General features: G+C 40.2%; 2 protein-coding genes and 1 rRNA gene. All 3 read right to left on the minus strand.

The window, feature by feature from the left end; all coding sequences use genetic code 11:
* Positions 1-172 precede the first annotated feature (172 nt).
* Positions 173-2,740, minus strand: coding sequence for an alpha-glucan family phosphorylase (glgP, locus tag B5F71_RS18780; RefSeq protein WP_087213384.1), 2,568 nt, complete (start codon positions 2,738-2,740; stop codon positions 173-175).
* A 29-nt stretch (positions 2,741-2,769) separates the two neighbouring features.
* Positions 2,770-4,449, minus strand: coding sequence for a glycogen/starch synthase (locus tag B5F71_RS18785; RefSeq protein ID WP_087213387.1), 1,680 nt, complete (start codon positions 4,447-4,449; stop codon positions 2,770-2,772).
* A 270-nt stretch (positions 4,450-4,719) separates the two neighbouring features.
* A 5S ribosomal RNA gene (gene rrf, locus B5F71_RS18790) occupies positions 4,720-4,804 on the minus strand; the annotation flags it as partial.

Consider the following 4,804-nt stretch of genomic DNA (forward strand, 5'->3'; position numbering starts at 1 on the left):
GATTCCAACTCGCGATGGACACCCTTGCTTTGGGCTGTATGATTCCCGCTATTAGGGCTCATTAGGGACTTGCACCCGTTAGCTAATACTCATGCCGAGCATACATCAAAAAGCCGGCCGTTCCTTTTGAAGAAACAGCCGGCTCACATGTCTTTATTGGTTCAATAACAGATTATTCGTTAAACCAACGCACGTAGCAGAAATCCTGACGGTGGGGCAAATCGATATTCTTTGGATACATACGATATGCTACCTTGAAGCTTCCTGCATTCGAAATACTATAATCCAACTTGAATGTATACAGATTGCCTTCACGTTTCACGAGTTCCATCGGAACTACACTGTAAATATATTCCTTGCCTTCTGCATTTGTATAAGTAACTACCATTTCTACCCCCACTGCATCGTTAAGTCCCTTTTCATCAACAACGCAAGTAATGGTATAATCTTTGCCACTTTCCACATTGCCTTGACGCAATTCTTCGCACTTATCCATCGATACTACCTGAATAGAATCCCATTTGGCTGCCACTTCTTCTTTCCATGCAGCCAAAGCTTTCAACTTCGCATAGTTATCAGCTTCCAAAGCATGGAATCTTTCAGCTTCTTTTCCATAGAACTTGGCATAATAATCATCCAACTGTCTCTTCATGGTATAATGAGGAGCAATTTGTGCGATAGAATTCTTGATGGTCCGTACCCAACCTTCTGAATAACCTTTCTTATTTCGTGCATAATACAACGGAAGGATTTCGGTTTCCAGCAAACTATAAATGGTAGCTGCATCCAATTGGTCCTGATATTCTTGATTCTGATAAGTACGTTTTTCGGTCAATGCCCATCCGGCACCTTCACGATAACCTTCCAACCACCATCCATCAAGAACAGAGAAATTTACGACACCGTTCATCAATGCTTTCTCACCGGATGTACCCGAAGCTTCCAACGGACGAGTCGGCGTATTCATCCAAATATCAACACCTGAAACCAGACGACGTGCCAACTTCATATCATAATCTTGCAAGAAAATAATTTTACCCAAGAATTCAGGACGGTTTGAAATCTCAATGATACGCTTAATCAGACCTTGTCCGGCACCATCATGCGGATGTGCCTTGCCAGCAAACAAGAATTGTACCGGATAGTCAGGATTATTTACAATCTTCGACAAACGATCCAAATCGCTGAACAACAGATGAGCACGCTTGTAAGTAGCGAAACGGCGAGCGAAACCGATTGTCAATGCATTCGGATTGATTTTATCCAGTAAAGATACAATCAATGCCGGATTACCCTGATTCTTCAGCCAGTTCTTGCGGAACTGTTCGCGAATATAATCAATCAATTTGTTTTTCAACCCTAAACGAGTTTTCCAGATTTCCTCATCGGGTACATTGTAGATAGCTTCCCAAATTTTCGGATTAGACTGATCGTTCAAGAAATTCGGATCAAAATATTTGTTATACAATTTCTTCCATTCAGAAGCACACCATGTGGGGAAATGCACACCATTGGTCACATAACCTACATGATTTTCTTCAGCAAAGTATCCTTTCCAAATGCCAGAGAACATTTCTTGTGAAACCTTTCCATGCAACCAGCTCACACCATTTACTTCCTGACATGTATTGCATGCAAACGTTGACATACAGAAACGCTCATTATGATCGCCAGGATTGATGCGTCCTAAATCCATCAGTTCATCCCAAGTGATACCCATACGTTGGGGATATCCACCCATGTATTTACCAAACAGACCTTCATCGAAATAGTCGTGACCGGCCGGCACCGGAGTATGTACTGTATACAAAGAAGAAGCACGCACGATTTCCAGGGCTTCATCAAAAGTCATACCGCTTTCCACATAGTCGCACAGACGCTGCACATTGCACAATGCCGCATGTCCTTCATTGCAGTGATAAACGTCTTTCTTGATACCCAGTCTCTCCAGCAACAAGACACCTCCAATACCCAAGAGGATTTCCTGTTTCAATCGGTTTTCCCAATCACCTCCATACAACTGGTATGTAATCGGACGGTCATATTCACTGTTCATTTCATTATCTGTATCCAACAGATACAAAGGTACACGGCCTACATTTACTCTCCAAACATAAGCGTGCACATAATAATTCAAATATGGAACATCAAGAACCAAGGGTTTTCCTTCTTCGTCATTGACGCGCTCCAAAGGCAGGCTTCCAAAATTCTGGGCTTCATAGTTGGCTATCTGCTGCCCGTCCATCGACAAGCTTTGTTTGAAATAACCATAACGATACAAGAAACCTATACCACACATATCTACATTGCTATCTGAAGCCTCCTTCAGATAGTCGCCTGCCAAAATACCCAAACCGCCAGAATAGATTTTCAAGACATGAGTTAAACCATATTCCATACAGAAATAGGCTACAGAAGGACGCGAAGCATCTGGCTTCACATTCATATATGCTTCAAACTTGGAATATACCTCATTGATTTTCTTCAATGTAGCCTTATCATTTGATAAGTCTTCCAATTTTTCATAACTTAGACGTTCCAATAATGCTACCGGATTTTGACCAACAACTTGCCACAATTCCGGATCCAATTCTTTAAACATCTCTGTCGCTTCATCATTCCAGGCCCACCAAATATTACGAGCCATTCTTTCCAACATCTTCAAAGGTTCCGGAATACGAGATTTTACATTAACCTCTCTCCAGGCTGGAGTGTTAGCATAATTAGTCTTGACTTTCATATTGTTTAATTTTAGTGTGTAAATGAATTTTAGTTATTGTCGTTACTCTGAGAAAGACGCTGCCTTGCATTACGCAAAGCAACATCGTATGCTTCATAATAATATTGGATAAAATGTTTCCACAAAGCCTTTTCGGCAATTATTGCCGCATGTTCACGTATATTTTCAATTGCCTGATTCGACAATGCTGAAAATTCAGTTACAGTATCTTTTATCGAATCAGCGACTTCAGAATAATTATAATCTGTACGATGAATGACTTTCACACCATCTTGCAAAGTTCCTGAATGATTCACTACCGAGTTCACCCATAGACCGAATCCCGCCAAGTCAGTTGTAATGGTAGGCACATGAAAAGCAACGCTCTCCAATGGAGTATAACCCCATGGTTCATAATAAGAAGGATAAACACTCAAATCCATGCCTATCAACAAATCATAATATGATTCATTCAATATACCATCCTTTCCATCCAGATAACACGGCACAAAGATAACTTTTACTTTCGTATCAGCAGCATTCGACATATTCAAATACTTCAACATGTCCAAAACCTGATCATGTGTCATATTATGCAGCCAATGAGTAATAAAAGGAACTTCCAATGGCATGTCATAAGTTTTGTCAGAACTTAAACGCTCCAACAAATCCTCACGGGCCTCTCCTACCCAACCTGGAACATTTATAAAAGCTAAAACTTCTTTTTTGAGATTTTTGTCACGGGTCAATCGGTTAAGCGATTCCAAATAGACATTAATACCTTTATTCTTAAATTCATACCTGCCGCTTGTGCCTATAATCATAGTATCATCATCCAGTTCAGTACCTAGCAGCTTATTGGCCATATTCAGCATCACCTTACGGGCATGCTTGCGTTTTTCATCAAATTTTTTTCCTTTCGGGACAAAGTCATCCTCAAAACCATTCATCAGAATGACATCAGCCGGCTTATCCAACAATTCACGGCATTCATTGTTTGTAATTTCACTCACTGTAGTAAAACAATCCACATGATGAGCAGTCTGCTTTTCTATCGAATGTTTCGATTGCATATTCAACTCTTCTGCCATTTGATCACCATTATATGCAAAAAGGTAATCATACAACGGCTTGTTATTACCTGCAATCGATCGTCCGATTGAAGTGGCATGTGTTGTAAATATCGTTGCAATCTCAGGGACTTTCTTCTGAATATACAATGCTCCAAGACCTGTCATCCACTCATGAGCCTGATAAACCACCTTGTCTTTAGCACCCAAATTATAACGATAGAAACTTTCTACAACCTTACCGGCAGCATAAGAAAACATAGAAGCCTCGTCATAATCACCATACGCATGAAGCGAATCCACATTAAAATCAAGCCAGGCTTGCGTATAAATCTCATTCTTTTGAGCATAAAATGGTGTAAAATCCACCAAGATTGAAATTGGATGCCCAGGAATGTTCCAATGTCCCACTCTCACCTTCAATCCTTCATTCAAAGTAGCGTACTCACGCCAACCTTGTAGTGCCTTTTCATCTTCGGTAAACAAAGGATTATCCTTACCTCTCCAAACATCCGGGCCGATAAAGAAAATTCGATCCGGAAATGCAGCTTGCAAGGTTTTTGCCCTTGTTGATAGTACGGTGTAAATTCCACCTACCTTATTACATACTTCCCAACTTGATTCAAAGATGTAATCAGGTTTCAATAGCTGTTTCGTCATTATCTTTAATATTTTCTTAATCAGCGCGAAGTTACGAAAAAGAATTAAATCTACGAAGAAATAAAACGGTTTTTAAATTTGTGAAATGCTATAAAGAAAGAGACTAAAAAAACATAAAAGAATAATTTATGCCCTATTACAAAACAAAAAAGCAAACAGGAGGAAATTAACAAGCATTTGTCAAGACTAATTACCGCAAACAAAGAAATTTGCATAATCTCAAAAAAGAAAAGGATCCTCCCCCGACCATCAGACCGGGGGAGAATCCCAAAACGGCGGCTACCTACTCTCCCACTGTTACGCAGTACCATCGGCGTGACGAAGCTTAACTTCTCTGTTCGGAATGGGAAGAGGT

Origin of the sequence: Bacteroides sp. An269 (assembly GCF_002159755.1) — a bacterium.
GTDB classification, from domain to species: Bacteria; Bacteroidota; Bacteroidia; order Bacteroidales; family Bacteroidaceae; genus Phocaeicola; species Phocaeicola intestinalis.

Coding starts and splice junctions, on each gene's coding strand:
- glgP (WP_087213384.1), bottom strand. CDS start 2,740: ATGAAAGTCAAGACTAATTATGCTAACACTCCAGCCTGGAGAGAGGTT.
- B5F71_RS18785 (WP_087213387.1), bottom strand. CDS start 4,449: ATGACGAAACAGCTATTGAAACCTGATTACATCTTTGAATCAAGTTGG.